25 protein-coding genes and 1 other RNA gene are annotated in these 24,344 nt (G+C 63.0%); 17 read left to right on the top strand and 9 right to left on the bottom strand.

Going from position 1 to position 24,344, the window contains the following annotated elements; genetic code table 11:
• The 4 genes from ACOQFS_RS13930 to ACOQFS_RS13915 form a co-directional block, all read right to left on the bottom strand.
• Positions 1-445: type I restriction-modification system subunit M N-terminal domain-containing protein (locus tag ACOQFS_RS13930; protein ID WP_421563420.1), on the bottom strand; the 445-nt coding region annotated here is incomplete at its 3' end.
• Positions 446-608: 163 nt separating this feature from the next.
• Entirely contained in the window at positions 609-1,061 is a 453-nt protein-coding gene (locus ACOQFS_RS13925; RefSeq protein ID WP_421563419.1) for a hypothetical protein, read from the bottom strand.
• Positions 1,062-1,078: 17 nt separating this feature from the next.
• Positions 1,079-1,777 (bottom strand): DUF3800 domain-containing protein, encoded by a 699-nt coding sequence (locus ACOQFS_RS13920; protein ID WP_421563418.1) that lies wholly within the window; start codon positions 1,775-1,777, stop codon positions 1,079-1,081.
• Entirely contained in the window at positions 1,774-2,028 is a 255-nt protein-coding gene (locus ACOQFS_RS13915; protein WP_421563417.1) for a helix-turn-helix domain-containing protein, read from the bottom strand. Before ACOQFS_RS13915 ends, ACOQFS_RS13920 begins: the two co-directional genes overlap by 4 nt.
• A 224-nt stretch (positions 2,029-2,252) precedes the next feature.
• Here ACOQFS_RS13915 and ACOQFS_RS13910 point away from each other — a divergent pair, with 224 nt between their 5' ends.
• The 11 genes from ACOQFS_RS13910 (at position 2,253) to ACOQFS_RS13860 (ending at position 10,686) form a co-directional block, all read left to right on the top strand.
• Entirely contained in the window at positions 2,253-2,456 is a 204-nt protein-coding gene (locus ACOQFS_RS13910) for a hypothetical protein (protein WP_421563416.1), read from the top strand.
• Between the two features lie 11 nt (positions 2,457-2,467).
• A complete protein-coding gene (locus ACOQFS_RS13905; protein WP_421563415.1) occupies positions 2,468-2,953 on the top strand; it encodes a DUF3489 domain-containing protein in 486 nt (161 codons plus the stop codon).
• Positions 2,954-3,705: 752 nt separating this feature from the next.
• Entirely contained in the window at positions 3,706-4,662 is a 957-nt protein-coding gene (locus ACOQFS_RS13900; protein WP_421563414.1) for a hypothetical protein, read from the top strand.
• 70 nt (positions 4,663-4,732) lie between these two features.
• Positions 4,733-4,960: a helix-turn-helix domain-containing protein gene (locus ACOQFS_RS13895; RefSeq protein ID WP_421563413.1), complete on the top strand. Its 228-nt coding sequence runs from the start codon at positions 4,733-4,735 to the stop codon at positions 4,958-4,960.
• A 92-nt stretch (positions 4,961-5,052) separates the two neighbouring features.
• On the top strand, positions 5,053-6,417 hold the full coding sequence (locus tag ACOQFS_RS13890; protein ID WP_421563412.1) for a YfjI family protein: 1,365 nt from the start codon (positions 5,053-5,055) through the stop codon (positions 6,415-6,417).
• A gap of 173 nt (positions 6,418-6,590) precedes the next feature.
• The gene (locus ACOQFS_RS13885) at positions 6,591-6,872 is read left to right on the top strand and encodes a hypothetical protein (protein WP_421563411.1); all 282 of its coding nucleotides are present in this window, start codon (positions 6,591-6,593) and stop codon (positions 6,870-6,872) included.
• Between the two features lie 38 nt (positions 6,873-6,910).
• A complete protein-coding gene (locus ACOQFS_RS13880) occupies positions 6,911-7,756 on the top strand; it encodes a hypothetical protein (protein WP_421563410.1) in 846 nt (281 codons plus the stop codon).
• Between the two features lie 169 nt (positions 7,757-7,925).
• Positions 7,926-8,354, top strand: coding sequence for a hypothetical protein (locus ACOQFS_RS13875; RefSeq protein WP_421563409.1), 429 nt, complete (start codon positions 7,926-7,928; stop codon positions 8,352-8,354).
• 60 nt (positions 8,355-8,414) lie between these two features.
• A complete protein-coding gene (locus tag ACOQFS_RS13870; RefSeq protein ID WP_421563408.1) occupies positions 8,415-8,891 on the top strand; it encodes a DUF2924 domain-containing protein in 477 nt (158 codons plus the stop codon).
• Positions 8,888-10,237, top strand: coding sequence for a recombinase family protein (locus ACOQFS_RS13865; RefSeq protein ID WP_421563407.1), 1,350 nt, complete (start codon positions 8,888-8,890; stop codon positions 10,235-10,237). The genes ACOQFS_RS13870 and ACOQFS_RS13865 overlap by 4 nt, the downstream gene beginning before the upstream one ends.
• Positions 10,234-10,686 carry a hypothetical protein gene (locus ACOQFS_RS13860; RefSeq protein WP_421563406.1) on the top strand — a complete coding sequence of 151 codons (453 nt, stop codon included), beginning with the start codon at positions 10,234-10,236 and terminating at the stop codon, positions 10,684-10,686. Before ACOQFS_RS13865 ends, ACOQFS_RS13860 begins: the two co-directional genes overlap by 4 nt.
• Before the next feature lie 26 nt (positions 10,687-10,712).
• On the opposite strand, the gene ACOQFS_RS13855 is transcribed toward ACOQFS_RS13860, so the two are convergent.
• From ACOQFS_RS13855 to ompA, 5 genes are all read right to left on the bottom strand, one after another.
• Positions 10,713-11,078 (bottom strand): hypothetical protein, encoded by a 366-nt coding sequence (locus ACOQFS_RS13855; protein WP_421563405.1) that lies wholly within the window; start codon positions 11,076-11,078, stop codon positions 10,713-10,715.
• Positions 11,079-11,403: 325 nt separating this feature from the next.
• Positions 11,404-11,790: a transfer-messenger RNA gene (gene ssrA, locus ACOQFS_RS13850) on the bottom strand.
• A gap of 12 nt (positions 11,791-11,802) precedes the next feature.
• Positions 11,803-12,468 carry an HAD-IA family hydrolase gene (locus ACOQFS_RS13845; RefSeq protein WP_421563404.1) on the bottom strand — a complete coding sequence of 222 codons (666 nt, stop codon included), beginning with the start codon at positions 12,466-12,468 and terminating at the stop codon, positions 11,803-11,805.
• A gap of 10 nt (positions 12,469-12,478) precedes the next feature.
• On the bottom strand, positions 12,479-13,195 hold the full coding sequence (gene ubiG / locus ACOQFS_RS13840; RefSeq protein ID WP_421563403.1) for a bifunctional 2-polyprenyl-6-hydroxyphenol methylase/3-demethylubiquinol 3-O-methyltransferase UbiG: 717 nt from the start codon (positions 13,193-13,195) through the stop codon (positions 12,479-12,481).
• A gap of 159 nt (positions 13,196-13,354) precedes the next feature.
• A complete protein-coding gene (gene ompA / locus ACOQFS_RS13835; RefSeq protein WP_421563402.1) occupies positions 13,355-14,002 on the bottom strand; it encodes an outer membrane protein OmpA in 648 nt (215 codons plus the stop codon).
• Positions 14,003-14,226: 224 nt separating this feature from the next.
• Here ompA and gyrA point away from each other — a divergent pair, with 224 nt between their 5' ends.
• The 6 genes from gyrA to rpsA all read left to right on the top strand — a co-directional run bounded on the left by gyrA (position 14,227) and on the right by rpsA (position 24,294).
• Positions 14,227-16,899, top strand: coding sequence for a DNA gyrase subunit A (gene gyrA / locus ACOQFS_RS13830; RefSeq protein WP_421563401.1), 2,673 nt, complete (start codon positions 14,227-14,229; stop codon positions 16,897-16,899).
• A 117-nt stretch (positions 16,900-17,016) separates the two neighbouring features.
• Positions 17,017-18,126 carry a 3-phosphoserine/phosphohydroxythreonine transaminase gene (serC, locus tag ACOQFS_RS13825; RefSeq protein WP_421563400.1) on the top strand — a complete coding sequence of 370 codons (1,110 nt, stop codon included), beginning with the start codon at positions 17,017-17,019 and terminating at the stop codon, positions 18,124-18,126.
• A gap of 80 nt (positions 18,127-18,206) precedes the next feature.
• Positions 18,207-19,304, top strand: a complete 1,098-nt coding sequence (gene pheA / locus ACOQFS_RS13820) for a prephenate dehydratase (protein ID WP_421563399.1) — start codon at positions 18,207-18,209, stop codon at positions 19,302-19,304.
• 12 nt (positions 19,305-19,316) lie between these two features.
• On the top strand, positions 19,317-20,189 hold the full coding sequence (locus ACOQFS_RS13815; RefSeq protein ID WP_421563398.1) for a prephenate dehydrogenase: 873 nt from the start codon (positions 19,317-19,319) through the stop codon (positions 20,187-20,189).
• A 190-nt stretch (positions 20,190-20,379) separates the two neighbouring features.
• Positions 20,380-22,413: a bifunctional 3-phosphoshikimate 1-carboxyvinyltransferase/cytidylate kinase gene (locus tag ACOQFS_RS13810; protein ID WP_421563397.1), complete on the top strand. Its 2,034-nt coding sequence runs from the start codon at positions 20,380-20,382 to the stop codon at positions 22,411-22,413.
• Between the two features lie 180 nt (positions 22,414-22,593).
• A complete protein-coding gene (gene rpsA, locus ACOQFS_RS13805; RefSeq protein ID WP_421563396.1) occupies positions 22,594-24,294 on the top strand; it encodes a 30S ribosomal protein S1 in 1,701 nt (566 codons plus the stop codon).
• Positions 24,295-24,344 lie beyond the last annotated feature (50 nt).

Genomic DNA, 24,344 nt, shown 5'->3' with positions numbered 1-24,344 from the left:
ACTTAGACGATTTGGTGTCGAACTCGGGGTCGAAGTTGTTCTGGCGGTGGGCGTTGGCCCGTTCGATGGCGAGCATGGCGTCATTCAGCGCCTGGCCGAGCTGGGCCTTGGCGGTACGCGCCACGGTGGCCCAAGTGGCCGCCTCAGGCACGATGAAGTGGTGATTCTGAGGGTCCCGTGCCAGCGACAGTGCCTGATCCTGCGGTACACCTGCCTTGGTCAGGGTAGCGACTTGGTTGCGGACTTCTTCGTCGAAACAGTCGCTGATGCGCTTGTAGAAGAGCAGCGCGAACACGTAGCCGCGAAATTCCGAGTGGTCGGCATTGCCGCGCAGGATGTCGGCGGCCTTGTCGAGGTAGCTTTCAAGCTCGCCTTGGGTCATCCGACGCGTGGGGCGGATGACTATGGGCGATTCGAGGGTGCTGAGGAGTTCTTCGAGGTTCATTGTGGGATTGCCATGGCAGGCGCAAGACCGATGTCTTGACAAGGCCTGCTCCTAGAGTAGAATAGCGGGTTGAGTTCACTGCCTATCGGCTTTGAACGTATCGAGGTTTCGGCCGCTGAACCCGCGTAGCGAATCAGCGGCCTTTGTTTTTTCTGGAGCGCTTTCATGGCACTCCTCCGAGTTGACGGACGCAGTCCACTCGTGACCAGACAGGCGAAGTTCTGATCTTGCTGATGCTGTTGTCCGCTTGATAGCAGGTCACGAATTTCGCCTTCAGCGAGCCATCGAGCTTCAGCCCCATAGCCACGACCACCACGAAGTCCTCGTAGACGACAGCCACGCGTCGAGTGGAGTCGTACCCCCGCGAAGCCTTGTCCCAACCTGCGAACAAGTCAGCATTCGGGTGCTCAAGCGTTGATTTGATCCAGTCGATACGCTGCGCCCTTACAGACGAAAAAGCATCCTTGCGTCCATCGCGTGCGGTACTCTCGTAGAACATGTGCCCAAACTGATTCGCACCAAAGAACACACGTATACCGTCAAAGGTCTGGATATTGCCGCGACAGTAAACCCGTTCGTAATGCGAGCGGTATTCAGCCACGGTGGCGTAGTTCACCAGTGAGGGCAACGCCATCACCATCCCCCCTGCAGTCGGATTTTGAAGATGTTGAACTTCTCTTCCGTCTTGTGAGTGGGGGCAAGCGTTCTACCCAGTGCCACTTCGAGGCGCTGAACGACGACCGACTTGGCGGTGCCATCGCGTAACGTGTCATTGATTCGGCTGCTGGCAGCTCCCAACAACAGATCGCACAACTGGATCAACACCACCTCGTGTGAAGGCAACGACTGCGTGCTGACGATGCTCGATGTCAGGTTAGCCCTAGAGAGACAGCGCCCCAAAACAGGCAAGCGTTTGGGATCGCGGTTGCTTTTGACATCACAAAAAATCCGGTATTCGTTAAAGTCAAGAATCCAGTGGTGCAGCAACTGGTAATAAAACTTATAGAACCCAAGCTCGCCGTCGTTGTCATGTAGGGCAAGGTTCAACTGCGTACGATCCACCGCAATGCAGCGAAATCGCAGGTTGTCGCCATAGCTGACGAATAAATCGATGAGCTCCACATAAAAGTCTCTTCGATTCGGCGAAACCTTGCTCCACTTGATTTCGCCCCATGCCTGATGTCGCTGGCGCAAGGCGCCGACTCTGGACTTGATTTCGTCGCGCAGTTCAACCGGCAACCAAAGGCTGCCGATCATGAGGTATCGCGCGCGCGGACTTGCGGATGTCAAAACATCCGGATTGGCCTCATCGCAGTAGACCTCGAATTTCATTCCTCATCTCCCTGTGGTGAATCCAGCACAACCAAGAACTCTGTTGCCAGCGCCACAGGCTGAGTTTCGCGAGCGTTTTTTTCTATCGATACCAGTCCGTAGCCTTCCATCATCCTCAGCGTGCGTGACAGGTTTGGCACCTGTCGTCCGGTCAGTTCAGCCAGTTCCGTCAGTGACTTTGGCTTGCGCTCATGGATCAAACGCAGCATGGCGCGGTTGTCTTCCGACAGCACAGCTGCCATAGTGGCCATGGACGGAAACCACACAGTCGGGGCAAAGCGCCCGTGGCCTTCCGCTACCGGTGCATCGGCGCGCCGGACACCCACAACGCAGCGTTTCATCGAAAGTCACCTGATGGCTGGATCATAAGATTGGAAGTATATCAATGTGGCACAACTATATACAGTGAATCAGCTTGGCTTCTTGATCGTTCAGCGCGTGAATGGTGGTGTTATCCATCAACCCGGAGCCAGCCATGACCACCCAGCCCACGCCCCTCGACACCTACCTTCAACGCCTGCCGATGATCCTCGACAAGATCGAGGCCTTGCAGCAACTGGCCAACGACCACTTTGGCCATGACCCGGACGCCATCCACTGGGGCCACGTCGGTGACATCGGGCGGGTGGATCAGGCGCTGGACGATCTGCTGGCGATCTTCGACGGCCAGACCAAGTAAGGGAGGCCGCGATGGACACCCTACCCAAACTTTCCCCGGCCCAAAGCCTGCTGCTGCGCACCGCCGCCCGCCGTGCTGATGGGCGCGTGATACCGCCTGACACCCTGCGCGGCGGAGCTCGCGCCAAGGTTCTGACCGCGTTGCTGCAGCGCGGTTGGATTGAGCCTGCCGACGGCGGCCACGTGCTGACCGACGCGGGATACGCGGCCATCGGCCAGCAACGACCTGCACTGCCGAGTGATGTCCAGCGGATGGACGCCACCTGCGACCTCCAGCTTCTGGAGGGCATCCCTGTGCGCCCGGGTACCAAGCTCGCCGCGCTGGTGATGGCACTGCGCCGCCCGCATGGGGCGACCAGCCTGCAACTGATGCTGGCCACCGGCTGGCAGCCGCACACAGTGCGCGGGGCGATTTCCGGGATGCTGCGCAAGAAGCTCGGCCTGAACGTGGTGCTGGCGCACAACGACAGCGGCGAACGGGTGTACAGGGTGGTGTGATTGGTCGCCAAGGGTGTCCAATTTCTGGATACCCTTGCTCATACCCCGGCGTGTCTGACGCATCGGACACAGGTTGTCGTAACTTTCCGTGAGGCGCGCGCACGCGCACGCGTGTAGAGAGTTACGTAGAACTGTGTCTGCTGCGTCAGACGGTGCGCAAAGGCTCGTGGGCCGATTTCTGCAACCCAGCTAGCAAATCGGCTGCAAACCCACGCCAGTATTGAGTTTTCTATCCTGGCCGTTTTTCGTGTGGCCTGGGTGCAAACCTGCGAACCGGGTACGCACCCGGGTTCGCACCTTCGCCATTTCCCAACTTCCCGCACACGCCCGCGCTGACGCGGAATTCAACCCATCGACCCGCGCCGCCAAGTGCGAACTGCAAACCCTGCAAACCTTGTTTTCTGGTCGGACGGTAGCGAAATGCTGCGCTTGCGCCCCCCGTAATGGAATATCGCCAAGAAGGACCCCTTTTGCCTGGGGCGGGACGATGGGGTCAGGGATCGTGAGCCCACGCTGCGGTCGCCAGCGCATACCCCCTTCTATAAAATGAGCACAGCACTTGCGAAAGTTGCGAATCCTGCGAAACCCCGCGTCAGGATTGAGGATTTTGCTGTCGCAGACGGTGCGAGCCCTGCGAACCGACCTCATTGCTTTCGCACGCTTCGCATGGGCCTACGCACCCGCAACGCCTTGTGCCAGAAGGACTTTCGCAGCATTCGCACGATTCGCAACGACAGGAGTACAACGACGCAATGGCAGACCCATCGGCAACCGACTCAAGCGCCGACCGCGACAGCGGCGATGGCGTCGGTGCCATGCCATTCGACCCGTTGACAGGTGGCATTGGCGATCTGATCCAGGCGCATAGGGCGTGCTGGCTGTGGCCCGAGGTTGCCGTCGACCTCCAGGACTTGGCAGCGCTGATCGACAACGCCAGCTCCTTGCTCACTGGTCTGTGCCAGCCGATCACGCCGGATTGGGCGGCCAAGGCTTCGCAGGGCATCGCCCGCTCCATCACCGCCGTCCACGAGCACGCTGATCGCCACAGCAGCTATGCCGCTGCCGCGCGCAGCCTCTGGACCACATCTATCCCGCGCGCCGAACCCACCCTGACCGACGCGCAGATCTATGCGCTGCTGGCCATCGTGGAGGCGCGGTCGTCGGCCGATGCCTTCTGCGAGATCGCCTCGGGCATAGAGGACGAACTCCGGCACAACGCTATTGGCCACGACGAAGCCGATGAGATTGGTCTACTACGTGGCGAGTTTGCACAGTGGGAGCGTGAGTCGTGGCGCTGGGCAGATCAGACCAAAGCGGCTGCGGAGCGCTTTTTGCTAATGGCGACATTTGCTGCGTCCTCACCTTCGGCTGCAGCACTGCAACAGGCTGAACAGCAGGTGGCAATCCTGAATCGGCATCTGGGTACTGCCCGCGATGCGGTCAGGCCCTACCGCGCTGGGCGCAAGCCGGGGGCGGTCAGCAAGCTCACACGCGCCCTGCAACACTTGGTTCAACATGCCGGCAGCGCTGACTTCGAGCTGGTCATGCCGCTGATCGAGCAAGCCTGCTACGGAGACCCCATCGAAGGGGTGCAGTTCCAAGAATGGAATGACCACAAAGTCTGGTATCGGGATGTGGTCACCGCCCACGAGGACACCATCAGTATTGCAAACCTGCGGCGGCGACTGACCCGCCTGCCTGCCATTTAGCGCTATCCATCCATTCCCCCTATCTACGCTGACTGCGTCTCTCGATGGAAGGCAGTGAAGCAAGATGGGAATGGACAGCCATGACGGCCAAACCGGCACAGCCAATGCGCTGCTGACCGAAGACGAGGCCGCAGCACTCCTCAAAGTACAACCCGCCACGCTGGCTACCTGGCGTGTACGTGGACGACCCAATCTGCCGTTTGTGCGGGTGGGCCGCTGCGTGCGTTACCGCCAGCAGGATCTCATCGCCTTCATCAACCGCCAGGTGCGCCAGTCCACCAGCGAGGTATCGGCGTGAAGAAAGGCGTCGGTCGTCCAGCGTGGGCAGAAGATCGCCAGCCAGATCCTTTACCGCTGGCCCGCGAGCTCGATCCTGCCACACCGTTTCCGGTGGAAGCGCTTGGTGCCGTCGGCGCGGCCGTGGTCGAGCAGATGCACGCCGTCATCCAGGCTCCGGAGGCTTTGATCGGTCAATCGATCCTGGCGGCGATGAATCAGGTGGCGCAGCCCTTCGCCAACGTGATCATCGATGGACGCGTTTCGCCGCTGTCCGATTTCTTCCTCACCCTCGGTGAATCCGGGGAGCGCAAATCCGCCGTGGATGCCTGGGCCCTGGCACAGGTGCGGGAACGCCAGCGGGCGCTGATGGCCAAGTACCGCACCGAGCGTGATGAGTTCGAGCAGGCCGCTTTGGTTTACGACGCCCACGCCAAACGGGTGCTGGCTGACAAGAAGCTCTCCAGCGAGGCCAAGCAGGCCCGTCTGGCAGAAACGCAGCGCCCCACTGCACCGGTGATGCCGCTGTTCATCGTCTCGGAGCCCAGCACCGAGGCCATCCAGCGCCAACTCATCATCGGCCTGCCATCCATAGGCCTTGTCAATGACGAGGGTGGGCAGTTCCTCGGCGGCTACGCGATGAGCGCAGAAAAGCGCCTGGGCACGCTGACCACACTGTCGCGCCTTTGGGATCGGGGCGAGTTCGACCGCGTGCGTGTGGGCGATGGCTCCGGCAGTTACTACGGTCGGCGACTGACCCTGCATTTGATGGTGCAGCCTGCTGTGGCGTCCAGCCTGCTGGCTGATCCGCTGGCCCGTGAACAGGGCTTTCTGGCGCGTTGCCTCGTGAGCTTCCCGCAATCCACCGCCGGGCAGCGCCGCTATACCGAAACCGACATTGCCCAGACACCGGCCTATCGCGCCTACACCCAGCGCATGACGGCCTTGCTCGATCAGGCCTGGCCGCTGTCTGCGGAGAACGAACTCGACCCTCCGCTCATCGCGCTGACGCCGTTGGCCAAATCGACCTGGGTGGCGATCTACAACGACATCGAACGGGGTCTGGGGGCCAATGGCCGGTTGGCTCCGGTGCGCTCGCTGGCCTCCAAGGCCCCGGAACACATCGCCCGCCTGGCTGGCACCTTCGCCGTGTTCGACGGCGATGCGCAGATCGACACCAACCACATCGACCGCGCAGCCCTGCTGATGCAGCACTACCTGGCAGAGGCCTTGCGCCTGTGGGGTGCTGGTCAGGTCACCGCAGAACTGAAGCTGGCGCAAGAGGTATTGAACTGGCTGCGCGACAAGATGGGGCCAGGCCGGGTCATTCCGATGGCCGAGATCTACCGCAAGGGCCCGTCGGCTATACGCAGCGCAGGCGCCGCCCGCAAGGTGCTCCACGTCCTGGTCCAGCACGGCTGGGTGGCGCCCGCCGAGCACCCCACGGCCAAAGAGGCCTTCCAGTTGGTGGCGGTGTGATGAAACGCGCCGTCCACACACCACGCCTGCGAATTCTGCGAATGACGCGAAAACCCGCGTCAGTGCTGGATTTGTGGCTTCGCAAAGCGATGCGAAGCCTGCGAATCCGCCTTCCCGAACTTTGTACGCCACGCCGCCCGGCGTCACCCACTCCTCAGTGGGCGGCACTCGATATGGAGCTCACCGTGAGTAATCCCAATTTGCACCCCGTCTGGGCCAAGGCCCTCGGCATCACGCCGCAGGCAACCAGCCCATCCACCACTGCCGCGACGCAACTGTCCCCGCTGGCCGCCGCGATTGCGGCGATGACCTGCCACTCCAGCCCGCATCACGGCTGGCAGGCCACCAGCCATCCACGCCGCCCCGGCGCGCCGGTCGGCATCAAAAAGCAAGTCGGCCCAGGCCTGTGGGTCAGCACCGTCGCGCGGCCTGGCGACGCCCTGTATCCCGCTTGACACCCGTCCACCCCTAATCAAACCCGGAGACCACCACCATGAAACTGAACCCGTTCAGCAAGAAGTCCAACCCCTACCTCGACAAGATCAAGTCTGAGCACGAGGCGCTCAATCTGGAACTCACGCCCCTCAAGGCCGAATTGGCTGAGGCGGAAGCGGAGCACGCTGCGGCACGCGAGAAGCAAAACCGGCTGCGTGATGCCGCTGGCTCGATGTCGATGAACACGCCACCGGCCGCCAAAGCCCACTGGCCCGTCCTCTGCGAGGCGAACCAGCGGATGGAAAGGCTGAAGTCGAAAGTGTCCAACCTGGAGAGCCAACTGCGTCCGCTGCAGCAGGTCCTGGCCACGCCCGAGCGCTTCGCGCTGGCCCGCAAACAGCTTGACGATCTGATGGCGCAACGCAAGGCGCTCACCGCTGAAGCGCAAACGGTCGATGGCCATCTGGCCAAGATCGCCAAGCGGCTGGCGGACCTCCAAGCGCGCCTTGCGGTCGAGACGAAGTCGGCATCGCGGACGCTGCTGGACACCGAAGCCGAATTCGTCGTGCCTGAAAACCTGACCAAGCTGGAGGTGGAGCTGCGCATCACCCGTGCATCGCAGGCTGAACTTGAACGCCAGCGTGATGCGATTCAGGGCCAACTGGCTGGGCTGCCCGATGCCGTGCGCAAGGCGAGGGATCACTTCATCCACTGCCGTGCGGCGATGGCCGAAATCGAGCTGCACGAACAGTTGATGCCGGTCATGAACGCGCTGGCTCGCGCCTCGGCGGCCCGGCGCCAGATCAACTACCACCACGACGAAAGTCGCTTCCCGGTTGAGATTCCGCGCGGTCTGATCGAAGCAGCCAGCGATGCACTGGCGGCAGAAATGCCAGCGCCTTGATCGTCACGCGACCTGCCCACAGGCGAATTGGGTCCTTCCTCGCCGTAAAGCAATACGGGGGGCGCGAGCGCGCTGCCCCGCCAGTGACAGGCCCCGAAACGGGGTTACCAGTTACCACCTCGGTTACCACCCGGCGATGCGCCGGGTTACCAGCTTTCAAGGAAATGAAATGACCACCACGATCAACAACAACGACACCATCTCCGGCCAGCCACTGGCCCACTACGACCCAGAGGTCGCGCAGCGCGTGCACGGCTGGCTTGCCAGCGGGCAGCTGTTGGCCTGGATTCCGATCCTCAGCCAAGACAACTTCCCCGGCACACCGCCAGAGATTCTGCAGTTTGCCGACCGACACCAGGAGTCGATGCGCTGGCCCATCCACGCGCCGGAGGATCTGCTGCAACTGCCCGAGGGTATCACCGGCTGGTTGCTGCCCGCCGACGCTGAAGACACCGACGTGGCCTGCGGGGTCTGGAACGGCGAGGTCTACATCCTGGGCGTCAAGGACAAACGCAGAGGGCGTGCGCAGACCCTGCTGGGAGAGCGTTTCGACGTAGCGACAGGTCAGGTCGATGACGTTGGCCAGAGCGCGGTTTGACTTGGCTTCTGGTCGCCACAGCGCGTTCATGGACCTGTCTCAACAACAGGAGTTTGTGTAATGACAGATAACAAGAACACGGGTGGCCCGGCCGCGCCCATCTCGGCCCAGTTGGCCGCGCTGCCTTCCCTGCCGATGGCCGATCTCTGGGCGCTGTGGGATCAGCACTTTCCCCGGCGGCCAAGCCACCGCAACCGCAATTACGTCGAATCACGTCTGGTCTACCGTATCCAGGAACAGGCCTACGGCGCGCTGCCCACCAACGTGCGCAAGATGCTGGTTGAGGCCGGTGCCAAGCACTCCAAGATCAAAACCAGTGTCGGCCGCAGCGCGCAGACCTTGTTGATGCCCGGCACCACGCTAGTCCGCGAATGGGATGAACGTCAGCATCGCGTGACCGTCACGCCCGATGGCCTGTACGAACTCAACGGACAGGTGTTCAAGAGCCTGTCGGCGGCGGCCCGCCACATCACCGGCACGCGATGGAATGGGCCGAAGTTCTTTGGTCTGCGTGATGGCAAGGGGGATGGTCAATGAACGCACCCCTGCTTGTGCCCCCAAAACGCTGCGCGGTGTACTGCCGCGTCTCCAGCGACGAACGCTTGGACCAGTCTTTCAATTCCATCGATGCCCAGAAGGAAGCCGGGCACGCATTTATTGCCAGCCAGCGTGCCGAAGGCTGGATCGCCGTGGCCGATGACTACGAGGATGGCGGTTTCTCTGGTGGCAATATGGAACGGCCTGCCTTGAAGCGCCTGATGGCTGACATCCAGATGGGCAAGGTCGATATCGTGGTCGTCTACAAGATCGACCGGCTGTCACGCTCGCTGGCGGATTTCGCGCGAATGGTGGATGTTTTCGACCGCCACCGCGTCAGCTTCAGCGCCGTCACCCAGCAGATCAATTCGGCCACATCGATGGGCCGACTGATGCTCAATGTCCTGCTGTCCTTCGCACAGTTCGAGCGGGAAGTCACCGGCGAGCGCATACGCGACAAGATCGCCGCCAGCAAGGCCAAGGGGATGTGGATGGGCGGGCCGCTGCCGCTGGGGTACGACGTGCGGGATCGGCTGCTGATCGTGAATGAAACGGAGGCCACGCTGGTCCGCCGCATCTTCGATGATTTCGCGACGATGCGCTCGGCCACACTGATGGCCAAGGCCTACGGCGCGGAAGGCGTGGTCACCAAGGGTGGCAAGTCTTTCACGAAGCAGACCATCTACAAGATGCTGCACAACCGGATGTACCTGGGCGACATTGTCCACAAGGGCCAAAGCTTCCCCGGCCAGCATCAGGCCATCATCACCCAGGCGCAGTGGGATGCCGTGCACGCACTGATTGCCACCGATGGCATCGAACGGCGGCGCGACACCAACGACAAAATCCGTGAACCCGTTTTGCTACGTGGCCTGCTGTTCACACCCGATGGCGAACGGCTGGTGCCCAGCTACACGGTCAAGAAGGGCAAGACGTATCGGTACTACACGCCGGTCAAGCACCGGCGCTTCGGTGCGTGGGCCAGCAGCCACGGACCGTTGCCGGCGGCACCCATCGAGGAATTGGTCACGCAGCAGATCGTAGCGGCGCTGTCGGCCCCGCACGTCGTGCAGTCGGTGTGTGATCGGATGCGGCAGATTCGGCCTGATCTGACCGAACCCCAAGTGGTGCTGCCGATGCGCAATCTGGCTGCGATGTGGCAGCAGCTTTTCCCCGCCGAACAATGCCGACTGGCGCAGTTGCTGATCGAGCGTGCGGTGATTGCCGATGGCGGGCTGGAAATCATCTGGCGCGATCAGGGCTGGCACGAACTGGCCGGTGAGTTGGTGCCCGGCACCATAGGCGCGGAATTGCAGGAATGGGAGCAGATGGAGGAGTTGGCATGAAACCCAAGGTCAGTGCCACCGGCACGCCAGTCGCCCGCGAACGCCGGGATGGCGGACGGGTCAAGCTCACGACATTCATCCCGCTGAAAATCCGGAAACGCGGTGCCAGCAAGGTGGTGGTGCGACCCGATGGGCAAGTCGAGACACCGGGGAAAGTGGCGACCCAGATCGACCAGCCCTTGCTGGTGGCGCTGACGCGGGCCTTCTACTGGCAGCAGTTGCTCGACGACGGCGTGGTCGGCAGCGGCAGTGAGATCGCCCAACGCGAAGGACTGCACCACTCGACCGTCAACGAACTGCTGCGACTTACCCTGCTGGAGCCCGCCATCATCCAGAGCATCCTGTCCGGGCAGCAGCCCAAGTGCATGAGCCTGCTGTGGTTCCAACGGAACCCACTTCCGACCGACTGGGTGGCGCAGCGGGAGGTGGTGGCCGCGTTCGATTCGTAAACAGGTCAGCCGTTCGTCGGCCCGCTTCAATCGGTGGATGCGGGCAACCATTTGATGCCCGCCACCCCCAGGTTTTTCTGGCTGATGTGATCGCTGAGTATGGGCACTAGGGTCTGCACATTGGTGTCGAAGCTATGCCTCCACATGGCCTGCAGCTTCTTCAGCGCGTTTTCATTCCGGTAGATGCTGCCGTTCCAGTCGATGACCATCATCGCTACGTCACCGTCGTCGGCCAGCATGCACAGCAGGGCATCATCGGCGTCCTTGTCCAGCGACGCTTTGAGTTCGTCCTCATAGTCGGCCAGAACTTCAACGTACAGGTCAATGCTCAGTGGGCTCTGCCCAGACAGGGCTGATTGCAGATCGGCGGCGATTTTCTTCTTGTTGGTCATGGACTACATTTTCGCTGCAAGGGTCCGATTCACTCGCTGCCCACCGGCTGGGGGTGCTGCGGGAGATGCTCTGGCTGTTGTTCGATGCCTGACCGGTGGCCTTGGTTGACGATGAACCGGCACGCGTAAGTTGTTGATTTTGCTAGACCACCATCTGCGCCTACCCGCAGGCCAAACGGAGAATAGAGACGGCTCTGGCCGAGAAAGTGGCCGATTTCAGGCGTTTCGGCAGCAGGCCACCCGCAGCACCGGTGGCCGGAACCCCGCGTGGCGCGGGGATTTCAGGCAGGAAAAAGGGCCCGGAGACTATCCGAGCCCTTGTATATGGTGGAGCTGGCGGGAATTGAACCCGCGTCCGCAAGCCTTTATCGGGCAGATCTACATGTTTAGCGGTCTGTTTTGAATCTCGCCGCCTGTGTCGCGCAGTCGCACGCTACACAGGCCGCCAGCACCCTATTTTCTCGCCTTGACCCAAGGTACCCGGATCAAAGCCAGCCCATGTAATTATCCTTGCAGCCGGGAGGCCCTGATTGCTCAGAACCCCCTTGCCCAGCCCATCGGCCAACTGTTGCAAGGCTCACTGGCAATTAAGCAGCGAGTGCGAAACGTTCGTCGTTTGCAGTTAGTTTGTTAAATCGAGATTTACGAGCGTGACTCAAGCTCGACATGCACCACACCGATTCCGAACCCACGTCGAAACCAGGACAGCCCCAGAATCCCTATTTTACGGCGCTCCAAGCAATTGCAAGAGCTGCAGGGGATTTTTAATTGCGGCATGTGCGCCCCAGGCTTGCGTGTCGGACTGCACGCCGAGATAGCCATACATCGCAGCCACCGTCCCCATTCCAGCAGCATGCCCTGCAACGATATCCCGTTCGTCGTCGCCCACAAAAACGCACTCCTGCGGCGCAACGCCCAGACGCGCTGCGGCCTCCAGGAGCGGCGCAGGATGCGGCTTGGAATGGGGTGTGGTATCTCCACTCACCACGGCACCGGCCGTGCGGAACAGCGGTATCGAGCGTGTCAGCGGATCGGTAAAACGCGATGCCTTGTTGGTAACGATGCCCCACGCCATGTGGCGCTGCACCAGTTGGTTCACCAGAGGCTCCACGCCATCAAGCACCCGCGTGAGAACCGTCATCCTCGCTTCGTAGTTCACAAAGAACTCTTCCCGCATCGATGCAAAGTCCGGATGATCAGGCGCCATGTCAAACGCTGTGCCCAGCATTCCCCGCGCGCCCGCACCGGCCATGGGGCGGTAATGATCGAGGGGCAGGGATGGCAGGCCCCTGTCGGTGCGCATTTTGTCTGCCGCTGCGCCGAGGTCGGGAGCACTGTCGATCAAGGTTCCGTCGAGGTCAAACAAGACCGCACGAACATTCACAAACATAGGCGCCCTTTCACTCGACCGCGCGTCGGGTGGCAAACAGGTAGTTCACGCTGGTGTCCGCGCTCAGCCAGTAGCGCCGGGATAACGGGTTGTATTCCAAACCTCGCGTATGGAGCACTTGCAGCCCGGCGGCACGGCAACTGGATGCCAGCTCGCTGGGGCGGATCATCTTTGCGTATTCGTGCGTGCCCCTGGGGAGCATGTTGAGGACGTACTCGGCCCCGACGATCGCCAGCATGAATGCTTTGGCGTTGCGATTGATGGTGGAAAAGAACACCCACCCGCCAGGTTTGACCAGCTGCGCGCAGGCCCTTACCACCGAGGCGGGATCAGGCACATGTTCCAGCATTTCCATGCAAGTCACGACATCGAACGATGCCGGCTGCTCCACGGCTAGCGCTTCCACACTGATCTCGCGGTACTGCACATTAGGGGTCTGCGCTTCGAGCGCGTGAAGCTGCGCCACGCGCAGCGCCTTTTGAGCCAGGTCAATGCCGAGAACCTGCGCACCCTTTCGGGCCATCGAATCAGCCAATATGCCGCCGCCACAGCCCACATCCAGCACCTTGCTGCCGGCAAGTCCCGCCAAGCCTTGGATCCAATCCAGGCGCAGCGGATTGATTTGATGCAGGGGGCGAAACTCGCTGTCAGGGTCCCACCACCGATGGGCCAGTTCCGAAAACTTCGCCAGCTCGGCGGGATCAGCATTAATTGTGGCGTCGGTCATGCGGCGATTGTGCGTGAACTTTGAACCCAATGAATTCGCAATGCTTTGACCCTCAAGCCCATGAAGGCGTACATGTCAGCACCACCGCTATCAAGAACGCCAACCGGGAAGTAAAAAAGCCCCGTTTCCGGGGCTTTTTGATACCAATCGCAGAGTGGATTAGCGCGAAGCGCGGGTGCCCACCACTTCGATTTCCACGCGGCGGTTCTTGGCACGGCCTTCAGCGGTCTTGTTGTCGGCCACTGGTTGCTTTTCGCCCTTGCCTTCGGTGTAGACGCGGTTCTTTTCGATGCCCTTGGACACCAGGTAAGCCTTCACGGCTTCAGAACGGCGCACCGACAGCTTCTGGTTGTAAGCATCGGTACCGATGGAGTCGGTGTGACCCACGGCGATGATGACTTCCAGGTTGATGCCCTTGACCTTGGAGACCAGATCGTCCAGCTTGGCCTTGCCTTCGGGCTTGAGCACGGACTTGTCGAAATCGAAGAAAGCGTCGGCAGCGTAAGTCACCTTGGTGGCCACTGCAGGTGCTGGTGCTGGAGCGGGAGCCGGAGCAGCGGCAGGAGCCGGAGCAGCAGCAGGCGCAGGTGCGGCAGCAGGAGCAGGAGCGGCAGCAACGATGGCACCGTCGCAACCTGGAGCAGCCGTTGCGGGCGTCCAGTTGGCATTGCGCCAGCAGTATTCGTTGGTACCGTTCTTCCAGACCACGCCCGAAGCGTTTCTCCAGTTGTCAATGGTTTGTGCGCCAGCGGCGGTTGCGAGCGCTGCAGAGGCAAACAACATCGCCACTTTGTTCAGTTTCTTCATGGTTCTCCTCTTGGGGAAAAAGCCGCAGCCGCGCTGCGAATCAGGACGCCTGGGGTGACCACCACCCAAAACGTTCAAACGATTGTGCCATACGTAACAGCGCAAAAGCGGGGGCGCCGGTGTGGGGCCCGTAGGACAAAACCGGAATTGGGTTGATATGTTGCGCTGTCGCTACACGGTCTTAGCCCTAAAATGGCTGCCTCCTGCCGCCCAACGCCGTCCCAATGACCCAGTTTGCCAAAGAAACCCTGCCCATCAGCCTTGAAGAGGAGATGCGGCGCAGTTACCTCGACTACGCGATGAGCGTGATTGTGGGGCGGGCTCTGCCTGACGCGCGTGATGGCTTGAAGCCTGTGCATCGGCGTGTGCTCTATGCCATGCATGAGCTCAACAACGACTGGAACCGCCCGTACAAGAAATCGGCCCGTATCGTGGGCGACGTGATCGGTAAATACCACCCCCACGGCGATTCTGCGGTGTATGACACCATCGTTCGCATGGCGCAGGATTTCTCTCTGCGCCACATGCTGGTTGATGGTCAGGGCAATTTTGGGTCGGTGGATGGAGACAACGCGGCGGCAATGCGTTATACCGAAATTCGCCTGGCCAAAATCGCCCATGAAATGCTGGGCGATATTGACAAGGAAACGGTCGATTTCGGGCCCAATTACGACGGCAGCGAAAAAGAACCGCTGGTATTACCCAGCAAGCTGCCCAATCTTTTGGTCAATGGCTCGTCCGGGATTGCGGTGGGCATGGCCACCAATATTCCCCCGCACAACCTCAACGAGGTGGTGGATGCGTGTCTGCACATGCTGCGCCACCCGGAAACGTCCATCGACGAGCTGATGGAGATCATCCCTGCGCCCGACTTCCCCACCGCCGGCATCATCTACGGCATCAATGGCGTGAAGGACGGCTACCGCACCGGCCGCGGCAAGGTGGTGATGCGGGCCAAGTGCCACTTCGAGGACATCGACCGCGGCCAGCGCCAGGCGATCATCGTCGATGAGCTGCCCTACCAGGTCAACAAGAAGACGCTGCAGGAGCGCATGGCCGAGCTGGTGCACGAGAAGAAGATCGAGGGCATCAGCCACATCCAGGACGAATCCGACAAATCCGGCATGCGCCTGGTGATCGAGCTTAAGCGGGGCGAGGTGCCCGAAGTGGTGCTCAACAACCTGTACAAGCAGACGCAGCTGCAGGACACCTTCGGCATGAACATGGTGGCGCTGATCGACGGCCAGCCCCGCCTGTGCAACCTGAAGGATCTGATCAGCGTCTTCCTGCAGCACCGCCGCGAGGTGGTGACCCGCCGCACGGTGTTCGAACTGCGCAAGGCGCGCGACCGGGGCCATGTGCTGGAAGGCCTGGCCGTGGCGCTGGCCAACATCGACGATTTCATTGCCATCATCCGCAATGCGCCCACACCGCCGGTGGCGAAGGCCGAGCTGATGGCTCGCTCGTGGGACAGCAAGCTGGTGCGCGATATGCTGACCCGCACGCGGGAGGACGGCGGCGTGGTCAGTGCCGACGACTACCGTCCCGAAGGGCTGGAGCGCGAGTTCGGCATGGGCCAGGACGGCCTGTACCGCCTGTCGGACACCCAGGCGCAAGAGATTCTGCAGATGCGCCTGCAGCGCCTCACCGGCCTGGAGCAGGACAAGATCGTGGCCGAATACAAGGAAGTCATGGCGGTCATCGAAGACCTGCTGGACATCCTGGCCAAGCCCGAGCGCGTCTCCACCATCATTGGCGAGGAACTCACCTCCATCAAGCAGGAGTTCGGCCAGCACAAGCTGGGCACGCGCCGCTCCATCGTTGAATACAGCGCGCAGGATCTTTCCACCGAAGACCTGATCACGCCCACCGACATGGTGGTCACGCTCAGCCACACGGGCTACATCAAGAGCCAGCCGCTGTCTGAATACCGGGCACAGAAGCGCGGCGGGCGCGGCAAGCAGGCCACGGCCACCAAGGAAGACGACTGGATCGACCAGCTCTTCATTGCCAACACGCACGACTACATCCTGTGCTTCTCCAACCGGGGCCGCCTGTACTGGCTCAAGGTGTGGGAAGTGCCTGCCGGTTCGCGCGGCTCGCGCGGGCGGCCCATCGTCAACATGTTCCCGCTGCAGGACGGCGAGAAGATCAACGTGGTGCTGCCGCTCACGGGCGACATGCGCACCTTCCCGGCCGACCGCTACGTGTTCATGGCGACCAGCATGGGCACCGTGAAAAAGACGGCGCTGGACGAGTTCAGCAACCCGCGCAAGGGCGGCATCATCGCGGCCAACCTGGACGAGGGCGACTACCTGATCGGCGCCGCACTGACTGATGGCAAGCACGACGTGATGCTGTTCAGTGACGGCGGCAAGGCCGTGCGCTTTGACGAGAACGATGTGCGCGCTCTGGGCCGCAACACCCGTGGCGTGCGGGGCATGGACCTGCCGGAAGGCCAGTCCGTCATCGCCATGCTGGTGGCCGAGGACGAGCAGCAGAGCGTGCTCACGGCCACCGAAAACGGCTACGGCAAGCGCACCCCCATCACCGAATACACCCGCCACGGCCGGGGCACCAAGGGCATGATTGCGATCCAGCAGAGCGAGCGCAACGGCAAGGTGGTGGCCGCCACGCTGGTGCATGCCGACGACGAGATCATGCTGATCACCGACAAGGGCGTGCTGGTGCGCACCCGCGTGAGCGAGATCCGCGAGCTGGGCCGCGCCACGCAGGGCGTGACCCTGATTGCGCTGGATGAAGGCTCCCAACTCAGCGGGCTGCAGCGCATCGTGGAGAACGACGCCAACATGGCGGACGCCGATGCGGAAGCGGACGACCCCGCCGGCGGCGGCTCTCTGCCCCCCGGCGATGCACCCGCAGCTCCGGACGCCTGAGACGCCCCCAAGCCCACCCGGCGACCCTGCATGCAAGCACCGTCGCCGATGCTATCAAAATCAGAGCTTTCAGCGCTTACTGGATAAGCGCCAAAGGCTATTTTGTTTGAGTTTTTCATGACACGCCCCTACAACTTCTCGGCCGGGCCGGCCGCCATTCCCACCGAAGTGCTGCAGCAGGCTGCGGCCGAGATGCTGGACTGGCATGGCAGCGGCATGGGCGTGATGGAGATGAGCCACCGGGGCAAGGAGTTCTTGTCCATCTACGAACAGGCCGAAGCCGACTTGCGCGAACTGCTGGCCGTGCCGGCCCACTTCAGGATTCTTTTCATGCAGGGCGGCGGCTTGGCAGAGAACGCCATCGTGCCGCTGAACCTGTCGCGGGCAGGCGTGGTGGACTTTGTGGTGACCGGCAGCTGGAGCCACAAGTCGCAGAAGGAAGCACGCAAGTACGCCTCCGAAGTGAATGTGGTGGCCACGGGCGAAGAATCCGGCTTCACCACGCTGCCCGACCCTGCCTCGTGGACGGTGAGCCGCGGCGCGAGCTACCTGCACCTGTGCAGCAACGAGACCATCAACGGCATCGAGTTCCACGAACTTCCCGACCTGAAATCGCTGGGCAGTGACGCGCCACTGGTGGTTGATTTCTCGTCACATGTCGCGTCGCGGCCCGTGGACTGGTCGCGTGTCGGGCTGGCATTTGGCGGCGCACAGAAGAACCTGGGCCCGGCCGGGCTCACGCTGGTGGTGGTGCGTGACGACCTGCTGGGCCACGCCCTGCCCGCCTGCCCCACCGCTTTTGACTATCGTGTCGTGGCCGACAACCAGTCGATGTACAACACCCCGCCGACCTGGGGCATCTACATGGCGGGGCTCACCTTCCAGTGGCTCAAGCGCCAGCAGGAAGGCGCCTTCACCGGCGTGGCCGCCATGGAGCAGCGCAACATCGCCAAGGCCCGCCTGCTCTACAACGCCATCGACCAGTCGCAGCTGTATGTGAACAAGGTGGCCGTGACCTGCCGCTCGCGCATGAACATTCCCTTCTTCCTGCGCGACGAAAGCCGCAACGATGCCTTCCTGGCCGGCGCGAGGGAACGCGGCCTGCTGCAACTCAAGGGCCACAAGTCCGTGGGGGGCATGCGCGCCAGCATCTACAACGCCATGCCGATCGAAGGCGTGCAGGCCCTGGTGGACTACATGCGAGAATTTGAACAAAAGCAGGCCTGACGCGCCGTGGCGCCGCCGCACAGCCTGCGTGCGCCTCCGCCCCCACGTTGGTTCCACCGCCTGCCCGCACCCCATTGCCCATGAACAACCCGCAAGCCTCCCCCGACCTCGCCAGCCTGCGCGTGCAGATCGACAGCATTGACCAGCAACTCCTGACCCTGCTGAACCAGCGGGCGCTGGTGGCCGAACAGGTGGGCGAAGTCAAGAAGCGCGAGGGCACCCCATTCTTCCGCCCCGACCGCGTGGCCCAGGTCATCGACAAGATCACCCACGCCAACCCCGGCCCGCTCAAAGGCCCCCACGTGGCGGCCATCTGGCGCGAGATCATGTCGGCCTGCCTGGCGCTCGAATCGCCCCAGCGCGTGGCCGTGCTCGGCCCCGAGGGCACCTTCTGCGAGCAGGCCGCCATCGAATTCTTCGGTGGCGCCGCCGACCTGATGTACTGCGCCAACTTCGACGAGGTGTTCCACGCCACGGCGGCAGGCAGCGCCCAGTACGGCGTGGTGGGGGTGGAAAACTCCACCGAAGGCGTGGTCACGCGCTCGCTCGACCTCTTTTTGCACACCCCCACCCACGTGGTGGGCGAGGTGAGCCTGCTGGTACGGCACAACCTGCTGCGCACCAGCAATTCGCTCGACGGCATTGACGTGGTGCTGGCCCACCCGCAGGCCCTGGCCCAGTGCCAGGCCTGGCTGTCCAAGCACCTGCCGCATGCCGAGCGGCGCCCCGTGTCCAGCAATGCCGAAGGCGCGCGCCTGGCCACCACCAACCCGTCCTGGGCGGCGCTGTCCAGCGAACGTGCGGCCACGCAGTTCGGCCTGCACATCGTGGCCCACGCCATCCAGGACGACGCCTACAACCGCACGCGCTTTGCCATCATCTGCCTGCCGCACACGCTGCAGACGCCGCCGCCCTCGGGCAAGGACTGCACCAGCCTCGTGGTGTCCGTGCCCAACCGGCCCGGCGCCGTGCATGACCTGCTCGTGCCGCTCAAGTCCCACGGCGTGTCCATGACCCGTTTCGAATCGCGCCCCGCCCGCACGGGCCAGTGGGAGTACTACTTCTACATCGACCTCGACGGCCATCCCGCCCAGCCCCATGTCGCGCGGGCCCTGGAAGAGCTGCGCAGCCTGTGCGCGTTCTACAAGGTCCTGGGGACGTATCCCGTGTCCTCGTAAGGAGCCGCCAGCATGTTTGAACAATTGGGACTGATTGGCTGCGGGCTCATGGGCGGCTCGTTCGCCCTGGCCATGAAGAAGGCCGGGCTCGTCAAGCGCGTGGTGGGCTACAGCAAGTCGCCGTCCACCACCGACCGTGCGCGCCAGCTGGGCGTGATCGATGTGGAGGCCCCCTCCGCCCTGCTCGCGGTGGCCGGCGCCGACGTCGTGCTGGTGGCCGTTCCGGTGGCGGCCACCGAGGCCACGCTCAAGGCCATCAAGCACCTGGTCACGCCCCAGATGCTGATCATGGACGTGGGCTCGACCAAGGCCGACGTGGTGCAGGCCGCCCAGCGCGCGCTGCGCGACCAGGTAGGCTCGTTCGTGCCCGCCCACCCCATCACGGGGCGCGAAGTGTCGGGCGTGGAGCATGCCGAGGCCGAGCTCTACAGCGGCCGCCAAGTCATCCTGACCCCCACCGAGCGTACCTATACGGCGCAGTTGCAAAAGGCCGAGGAGATCTGGGCAGCCCTGGGCAGCCGCGTCTCCAGCATGTCGCCCGAGTCGCACGACGCCGCTTTCGCGGCCGTCAGCCACCTGCCGCACCTGCTCGCTTTCGCGATGATGAACAGCATCACGGGCCAGTCCACGGGGGACGATTTTCTGTCGCTGGCGGGCCCGGGGTTCCGCGATTTCACGCGCATCGCCGCCAGCGATCCGAAGGTCTGGCGCGACATCCTGCTGTCCAACCGTGAAGAGCTGATTGCCCAGTCCAAACTGTTCCAGCAGGCCTTGCGCAACCTCGAAAAGGCGATGCAGGACGGCGACGCCCAGGCCCTGGAAGACATGGTGACGCTGGCCAGCGAAACGCGCGCGCACTGGCGCATGGGCGCAAAGCGCCGATAACCCTTTTGAGTCGACTGCGGCGCCTTCCCACAAGGGGGACGCACCCGGCGGCCCGGCAAGGCCAGCTCCCCGGGTGCACGGGTGCACGGGCAGGGGACGCGCCGGTCGCGCGACGCTCTGGCCTTGGCAACAGGCTGCTGGCAACCGGCCTCCGGATGCTCTCTTTGAGTTCAATGGACGAATCACACCGATGTACAGCACCGCATTTCTTGATCTGCCTCCCCTGCAAGCCGCCGCGGGCGAAGTGCACCTGCCGGGCTCCAAGAGCATTTCCAATCGCGTGCTGCTGCTGGCGGCGTTGAGCAACGGCACGACCACGGTGCACGACCTGCTGGCCTCGGACGACACGCGCGTGATGCTGGATGCCCTGCGCCAGATCGGCTGCACGGTGGACGAGGTGGGCGGCAGCACGGTGCACATCACGGGGCTGGGGGGGCGCACCCCCCTGTCGCCCGCCAAGCTCTTCATGGGCAACGCCGGCACGGCCATGCGGCCGCTGACTGCAGCGCTGGCCTTGCTGGGCGGCGAGTTCGAGCTGTCCGGCGTGCCGCGCATGCACGAGCGGCCGATCGGCGACCTGGTCGATGCGCTGCGCCAGCTGGGGTGCCACATCGACTACCTGGGCAACGAGGGCTACCCGCCCCTGCGCATCGCGCAGGGCCAGGGCGTCCCGGCCCTGGCGCTGGCCGCACCCATCCGCGTGCGCGGCGATGTGTCCAGCCAGTTCCTCACCGCGCTGCTCATGGCGCTGCCGCTGGCGGCGGGCGCGCAGGATGTCGTGATCGACGTGGTGGGCGAGCTGATCTCCAAGCCCTATATCGCCATCACGCTGGAGCTGCTGGGCCGCTTCGGCATCCGCGTGCAGCACGACAACTGGCAACGCTTCACCATTCCTGCGGGCTGCCGCTACCAGTCGCCCGGCACCATCCATGTGGAGGCTGACGCTTCATCCGCTAGCTATTTCATAGCACTTGGCGCAATAGCAGCAAGCGCTGAAGGCCAAAAAGGCATCAAAATTCAGGGCGTGGGGCTGGATTCGATCCAGGGTGACATCCGCTTTGTGGAGGCGGCCCGCGCCATGGGCGCGCAGGTCACGGGCGGCCCCAACTGGCTGCAGGTCGAGCGCGGTGCCTGGCCGCTGAAGTCCATCGAGCTGGACTGCAACCACATCCCTGACGCTGCCATGACGCTGGCGGTGATGGCGCTGTACGCCGAGGGCACGACCACCCTGCGCAACATCGCGAGCTGGCGCGTGAAGGAAACCGACCGCATCGTCGCCATGGCGACGGAACTGCGCAAGCTGGGCGCCACGGTGCAAGAAGGCGACGACTTCATCCGCGTGACGCCCCAGGCCCGCGTGCAGGACTGGCGCGCCGCCAGCATTCACACCTATGACGACCACCGGGTGGCCATGTGCTTCTCGCTCGCGGCCTTCAACCCGGCCGGCGTGCCCGTGCGCATCGAAGACCCCAAGTGCGTGGCCAAGACCTTTCCGGACTATTTCGAGACGCTGTTCTCGGTCGCCCACACCGCCACCCAGCAGGTGCCCGTGATCTGCATCGACGGCCCCACGGCCTCGGGCAAGGGCACGGTGGCCGCCGCCGTGGCGCAACGGCTGGGCTACCGCTTTCTCGATTCGGGCGCCATGTACCGCATCACCGCGCTGGCGGCCCTTCGCGCGGGCCTGCAGATCGATGCGGCGCACGAGGCCCGCATCGCGCACATGGCCGAAACCCTGCCCGTGCGCTTCGAGGGCGGCCGGGTGTGGCTGGCCAGCGACGACGTGACCGAGGCCATCCGCACCGAAGAGGCCGGCATGAACGCCTCGCGCGTGTCCGCCCTGCCCGCCGTGCGGCTCGCTTTGGTGGCGCTGCAGCACAGCTTCCGGCGCCTGCCGGGGCTGGTGGCGGACGGGCGCGACATGGGCACCGTGATCTTTCCGTCGGCCCCGCTGAAGGTCTACCTCACGGCCAGCGCCGCCTGCCGGGCCGAGCGCCGTTATAAACAGTTGATTTCAAAGGGTTTTTCGGCTAATATCGACGACCTTCGTGCGGACCTGGAGGCACGCGACCTGCGAGACAGCTCTCGCCCGGTGGCACCCCTCAAGCCCGCGCAGGACGCCCTGGTCCTGGACAACTCCGATTTGACGATTGATGAAGCCGTCGAAAAGGTGCTGGCCTGGTGGCAGGAGCGCCAGCCCTTCGCAGCTGCTGCAAAGGGCTGACAACGTGGAGCCTTCGGGCTCCAGGCAAGGCTTCAAGGCCCTGCCACAGGCCCACGCCGCCCCTCTCGCGCGCCAGCGCACAGGTGGTGTGGATCATTAACCTAACCCGCGGTTTCACCGCAAAAAACCACCGCAAGCAGCTATAAAAACGACAGCAATGGTGCTGCCGGAATCCTGTTTGTGGCAAGGAAACACATGTCCGAATCTTTTGCCGCCCTTTTTGAAGAATCCCTGCAGCGCACGGAAATGCGCCCTGGCGAAGTCATCACCGCTGAAGTCGTGCGCGTCGAGCACAACTTCGTGGTCGTGAACGCCGGCCTCAAGTCCGAAGCGTACGTGCCGCTGGAAGAGTTCAAGAACGACAAGGGCGAAGTCGAAGTCCAAGTGGGTGACTTCGTGTCGGTGGCCATTGGCTCCATCGAAAACGGCTACGGCGACACCATCCTGTCGCGCGACACCGCCAAGCGCCTGGCTTCGTGGATGAGCCTGGAAAAGGCCCTGGAATCCGGCGAATTCGTCACCGGCACCACCAGCGGCAAGGTCAAGGGCGGCCTCACGGTGCTGGTCAACGGCATCCGCGCCTTCCTGCCCGGTTCGCTGATCGACACGCGTCCGATCAAGGACCTGACGCCTTACGAAAACAAGACCCTGGAATTCAAGGTCATCAAGCTCGACCGCAAGCGCAACAACGTGGTGCTGAGCCGCCGCGCCGTGGTGGAAGCCTCCATGGGCGAAGAGCGCGCCAAGCTGATGGAAACCCTGAAGGAAGGCTCCATCGTGCAGGGCGTGGTCAAGAACATCACCGAATACGGTGCGTTCGTGGACCTGGGCGGCATCGACGGCCTGCTGCACATCACCGACATGGCATGGCGCCGCGTGCGTCACCCTTCCGAAGTGGTGACGGCTGGTCAGGAAATCACCGCCAAGATCCTGAAGTTCGACACCGAGAAGAACCGTGTCTCGCTGGGTCTGAAGCAAATGGGCGACGATCCCTGGATGGGCGTGAACCGCCGCTACCCCCAAGGTACGCGCCTGTTCGGCAAGATCACGAACATTGCCGACTACGGCGCGTTCGTCGAACTCGAACCCGGCATCGAAGGCCTGGTGCACGTGTCTGAAATGGACTGGACCAACAAGAACATCGCTCCCGCCAAGCTGGTTTCGCTGGGCGACGAAGTCGAAGTCATGGTCCTGGAAATCGACGAAGACAAGCGCCGCATCAGCCTGGGCATGAAGCAGTGCAAGGCCAACCCCTGGCAGGAATTCGCCCAGGAAACCAAGCGCGGCGACCGCGTGAAGGGCCCCATCAAGTCCATCACCGACTTCGGCGTGTTCGTGGGCCTGGCTGCCGGCATCGACGGCCTGGTGCACCTGTCCGACCTCTCGTGGAACGAGCCCGGCGAATCTGCCGTGCGCAACTACAAGAAGGGCCAGGAAGTCGAAGCGATCGTGCTGGCCGTGGACGTGGACCGCGAACGCATCTCGCTGGGCATCAAGCAGCTCGACGGCGACCCATTCACGACCTTCGTGACCGTGAACGACAAGGGCCAGACGGTGACCGGCAAGGTCAAGACCGTGGACGCCCGTGGCGCTGAAATCGACCTCGGCGAAGACATCGTGGGCTACCTGCGCGCTTCGGAAATCTCCCGCGACCGCGTGGAAGATGCCCGCAACGTGCTGAAGGAAGGCGACGAAGTCACGGCCGTGGTGATCAACGTGGATCGCAAGACCCGCAACATCCAGCTGTCGATCAAGGCCAAGGACATGGCCGACCAGCAAGAAGCCATGTCGTCGCTGTCGCAGCAATCTGCCCGCGAAAGCGCCGGCACGACCAGCCTGGGCGCCCTGCTGCGCGCCAAGCTGGACAACTCGGAAAAGTAAGCCGCGAAAAGCGCTGGCCGGCCCGGAAGCGATTTCGGAACCGGCCAAGG

Source organism: Paracidovorax sp. MALMAid1276 (assembly GCF_049198005.1).
In the GTDB taxonomy this organism is placed as follows: Bacteria; Pseudomonadota; Gammaproteobacteria; order Burkholderiales; family Burkholderiaceae_C; genus Acidovorax.
This window is presented reverse-complemented; position numbering and strand designations above follow the sequence as displayed.

Bases quoted from the DNA above. Each gene is read 5' to 3' on its own strand.
- ACOQFS_RS13920 (WP_421563418.1), bottom strand. From the start codon at position 1,777: ATGAAATTCGAGGTCTACTGCGATGAGGCCAATCCGGATGTTTTGACA.
- ACOQFS_RS13915 (WP_421563417.1), bottom strand. From the start codon at position 2,028: ATGGCCACTATGGCAGCTGTGCTGTCGGAAGACAACCGCGCCATGCTG.
- ACOQFS_RS13910 (WP_421563416.1), top strand. From the start codon at position 2,253: ATGACCACCCAGCCCACGCCCCTCGACACCTACCTTCAACGCCTGCCG.
- ACOQFS_RS13905 (WP_421563415.1), top strand. From the start codon at position 2,468: ATGGACACCCTACCCAAACTTTCCCCGGCCCAAAGCCTGCTGCTGCGC.
- ACOQFS_RS13900 (WP_421563414.1), top strand. From the start codon at position 3,706: ATGGCAGACCCATCGGCAACCGACTCAAGCGCCGACCGCGACAGCGGC.
- ACOQFS_RS13895 (WP_421563413.1), top strand. From the start codon at position 4,733: ATGGACAGCCATGACGGCCAAACCGGCACAGCCAATGCGCTGCTGACC.
- ACOQFS_RS13885 (WP_421563411.1), top strand. From the start codon at position 6,591: ATGGAGCTCACCGTGAGTAATCCCAATTTGCACCCCGTCTGGGCCAAG.
- ACOQFS_RS13880 (WP_421563410.1), top strand. From the start codon at position 6,911: ATGAAACTGAACCCGTTCAGCAAGAAGTCCAACCCCTACCTCGACAAG.
- ACOQFS_RS13875 (WP_421563409.1), top strand. From the start codon at position 7,926: ATGACCACCACGATCAACAACAACGACACCATCTCCGGCCAGCCACTG.
- ACOQFS_RS13870 (WP_421563408.1), top strand. From the start codon at position 8,415: ATGACAGATAACAAGAACACGGGTGGCCCGGCCGCGCCCATCTCGGCC.
- ACOQFS_RS13865 (WP_421563407.1), top strand. From the start codon at position 8,888: ATGAACGCACCCCTGCTTGTGCCCCCAAAACGCTGCGCGGTGTACTGC.
- ACOQFS_RS13860 (WP_421563406.1), top strand. From the start codon at position 10,234: ATGAAACCCAAGGTCAGTGCCACCGGCACGCCAGTCGCCCGCGAACGC.
- ACOQFS_RS13855 (WP_421563405.1), bottom strand. From the start codon at position 11,078: ATGACCAACAAGAAGAAAATCGCCGCCGATCTGCAATCAGCCCTGTCT.
- ACOQFS_RS13845 (WP_421563404.1), bottom strand. From the start codon at position 12,468: ATGTTTGTGAATGTTCGTGCGGTCTTGTTTGACCTCGACGGAACCTTG.
- ubiG (WP_421563403.1), bottom strand. From the start codon at position 13,195: ATGACCGACGCCACAATTAATGCTGATCCCGCCGAGCTGGCGAAGTTT.
- ompA (WP_421563402.1), bottom strand. From the start codon at position 14,002: ATGAAGAAACTGAACAAAGTGGCGATGTTGTTTGCCTCTGCAGCGCTC.
- gyrA (WP_421563401.1), top strand. From the start codon at position 14,227: ATGACCCAGTTTGCCAAAGAAACCCTGCCCATCAGCCTTGAAGAGGAG.
- serC (WP_421563400.1), top strand. From the start codon at position 17,017: ATGACACGCCCCTACAACTTCTCGGCCGGGCCGGCCGCCATTCCCACC.
- pheA (WP_421563399.1), top strand. From the start codon at position 18,207: ATGAACAACCCGCAAGCCTCCCCCGACCTCGCCAGCCTGCGCGTGCAG.
- ACOQFS_RS13815 (WP_421563398.1), top strand. From the start codon at position 19,317: ATGTTTGAACAATTGGGACTGATTGGCTGCGGGCTCATGGGCGGCTCG.
- ACOQFS_RS13810 (WP_421563397.1), top strand. From the start codon at position 20,380: ATGTACAGCACCGCATTTCTTGATCTGCCTCCCCTGCAAGCCGCCGCG.